Below are 2,882 nucleotides of genomic sequence, written 5' to 3' on the forward strand. Positions count from 1 at the left end.
AATAGCATGGCACTTAGGCTCATTCCAGATAACCTCGATATCAAGTTTAGTAAATATAGGGATTTGACTGCACTCGTTAGTACTATTCTTATCATCTTTTCAATGCTCATTGTTGTGTTACGCGGAGTGAACTTAGGCATAGACTTTGCAGGCGGAATTTTGATAGAGATAAAATCTTCAGATGAGAATCACTCTATTCTCGATGCATTAAAAGAAAATGGTTTTACAGTGCAGAGTTCAAAAGCGGGTGATAATTTAGTCATGCGTTTTAAAGATGAAGGAGGTGAAAATAAAATCAAAAAGATAAAAAGCATACTAGAAGAAAAGCTGGGGAGCTCAATAAGCTATCGTAAAATAGACTATGTTGGCCCACAAATAAGCTCAACACAAATATTTGAAGGAATGTTATCCATGTTGATCGCGATTGTTGGAATTATTTTTTACGTTTGGTTTAGATTTAACTGGCAATGTGGATTCAGTGGAATAACAGCACTGATTCATGACGTGATTTTAACTGTTGGTTTTATTAGCCTAACTGGCATTGAGTTTAATATTTCATCAGTTGCAGCTCTCCTCACTGTCATTGGTTATTCAATCAATAACTCAGTAATTATATACGATCGGATTCGAGAGTATCGCAAGAGTGGTAAAAGTGGGCGGATGAGTGAGATAGTAGATGCAAGTATCAACGCTACATTATTTCGCACTATATTAACCTCGGGTACAACCCTTCTTGCTGCTCTTCCTTTGGCATTAATCTGCACAGATGCAGTGAAAGACTTCAGCTTGATCTATTTTTTTGGTATTTTGATTGGCACTTGTTCTGCAATATTTATTTCTGCTCCTATATTGACCTACAGAGCTTTGATAAGTAGATTGTAGAAGTGTTTAGTCGCGGTATAATATCAACTTATTATCTCTTATAGTGAAATGAAAATACCTTAAAAAGCTCATTCCAAGTAGTGAATGAGACATAGAATGAGTGTTAACGCTTGCCTGTACATCATTAATCAAAAAATTTCCTATTTTAACTTGAGGTATTTGGACCACTCCAGCTTTTATTTGACCTTTCGCAGTTTCATATATTTTAAAATCCTGAACGTTTTGTAAGTTAATACCAGCATGTAATGCGTCTTTTTGTGATAGAACAATATCGGTTGCTCCAGTATCAAGCAAAAACGTTATATTGCGATCATTGACTTGAGCCTGAATATAAAAGTGTCCATCATATGACTTCGTAAATTCAATACTTCCACTATTCTGACCGCTATTTTGAATTCTTCCTTTATATGGTAAAAAAGTACTGAGAAATCTGTTGCTTAGTTTGTCCCTTTGTGAATCAATAAGCATTGCAGTAGTGGCTATTATTAGCAACCAAATAACTAGATTTTTCACCGCGTTCATATTGTTAAAATTTGAAGCTATTAAAATAAATTTTAAAGATCAGCGTTAAAAGTTATTATTAAAAATAAGTAAATTTCATTGTTTTAGTACAATATTTAGTATACACTTTAAGAAGATATGTTTGATTTAATTTCATGTTAGAAACAAAAAGTTTAATTTTGGCAGCTATCCTTTCCATGTTAATCATGGTGTCTTGGCGTATTATTTATGATAATTTTTTTAGTACAAACCAAAACCAGCCATTGATTAAAAATATTGAACATATCGAATCTTTTAATGACCTTGCTCCTATAATATACCAAAATCGTCCTGAAATTATTAATTCTACTCGAGAACAGAGGGTTAGTTTAACCAATAACATGATTAAAGGGTCAATTTCTCTGAAAGGTGCAAGGTTTGATGACTTAATTTTAACTAATTACCACTTAGAACCGAGTTCTTCTTCTCCACAAGTGGTGTTACTGTCACCTGCAGAATCAAAAGATGTATATTTCGCAGAATTTGGGTGGCTCGATCCGAATAAAAAGATTAAAGTTCCAGATTCTAAGACAGTCTGGCAAGCAGATAAACTCAATCAAAAAGAGGTAATTTTATTTTGGGACAATGAGAATGGCATTGTGTTTAAAATGAAAATTAGCCTTGACGATAACTACATGTTTAAAATTGAGCAGATTGTTGAAAATAACACAAAAGATAATTTCGTTTTGGTTCCTTATGGTAAAATTAACCGTAAACGTGACAATATCAACGAATCTTATTGGATGTCCCATGAAGGAGTTCTGGGTGCATTTGATAATAAACTAGAGGAGTGGACATATAAGGATGTCTCTAAGAAACATTTAATAAAAGCAAGTGCAAGTGAAAAAAATTGGTTTGGTTTTGCTGATAAATATTGGCTTACAGCCATCATACCTGAGAAATTCGATAAAATAAATGTAAGCATTAAACACACGAACGTTAATAATACTGATAAATTCCAAGTAGATTTTGTCAAATCTTACAAGAGCATACTTCCTGGTGCAAGCACTTCTAATGTGAATTATTTTTTTGCTGGAGCAAAAAAGTTGAATTTACTGGATTCTTACAAGGATACTCTCAATATACCTTTATTTGATAAAGCTGTAGATTTTGGTGTTCTTTATTTTATAACCAAGCCAGTGTTTTTACTGCTTGAGTACTTTAACTTCGTTTTAAAGAATTTTGGCTTAGCAATATTATTGCTGACTTTAGTTATCAAACTTTTGATGCTTCCCTTATCTACTAGATTCTATATTTCGACACTTAAGATGAAAAGCCTGCATCCTGAAGTAGCTCGTATAAAGGAGCTGTATGAAAGTGATAGTTTAAAGCAGAGTAAGGAAATAACTGCATTATACAAGAAAAATAATGTAAGTCTAATGTCGAGCATTTTTCCCATGCTCATACAAATGCCGGTATTTTTTGCTCTATATAAAGTATTATTTGTTACTATAGAGATG

At 32.9% G+C, this 2,882-nt stretch carries 3 protein-coding genes; 2 read left to right on the forward strand and 1 reads right to left on the reverse strand.

Annotated elements, in window-relative coordinates; translation table 11 throughout:
• Positions 1 to 6 precede the first annotated feature (6 nt).
• Positions 7 to 882: a protein translocase subunit SecF gene (gene secF / locus WGMM_RS01615; protein WP_038249102.1), complete on the forward strand. Its 876-nt coding sequence runs from the start codon at positions 7 to 9 to the stop codon at positions 880 to 882.
• A gap of 6 nt (positions 883 to 888) precedes the next feature.
• Here the strand turns inward: secF and WGMM_RS01620 are convergent, their stop codons facing one another.
• Positions 889 to 1,404, reverse strand: coding sequence for a TIGR02281 family clan AA aspartic protease (locus tag WGMM_RS01620; protein ID WP_038249096.1), 516 nt, complete (start codon positions 1,402 to 1,404; stop codon positions 889 to 891).
• Positions 1,405 to 1,538: 134 nt separating this feature from the next.
• Between WGMM_RS01620 and yidC the strand changes: the two genes are divergently transcribed.
• On the forward strand, positions 1,539 to 2,882 hold a 1,344-nt coding region (gene yidC, locus WGMM_RS01625; protein ID WP_038249099.1), incomplete at its 3' end, for a membrane protein insertase YidC.

Origin of the sequence: Wolbachia endosymbiont of Glossina morsitans morsitans (genome assembly GCF_000689175.1) — a bacterium.
GTDB classification, from domain to species: Bacteria; Pseudomonadota; Alphaproteobacteria; order Rickettsiales; family Anaplasmataceae; genus Wolbachia; species Wolbachia pipientis.

Excerpts from the sequence above, each read along its gene's own strand:
- secF (WP_038249102.1), top strand. The coding sequence starts at position 7 with ATGGCACTTAGGCTCATTCCAGATAACCTCGATATCAAGTTTAGTAAA.
- WGMM_RS01620 (WP_038249096.1), bottom strand. The coding sequence starts at position 1,404 with ATGAACGCGGTGAAAAATCTAGTTATTTGGTTGCTAATAATAGCCACT.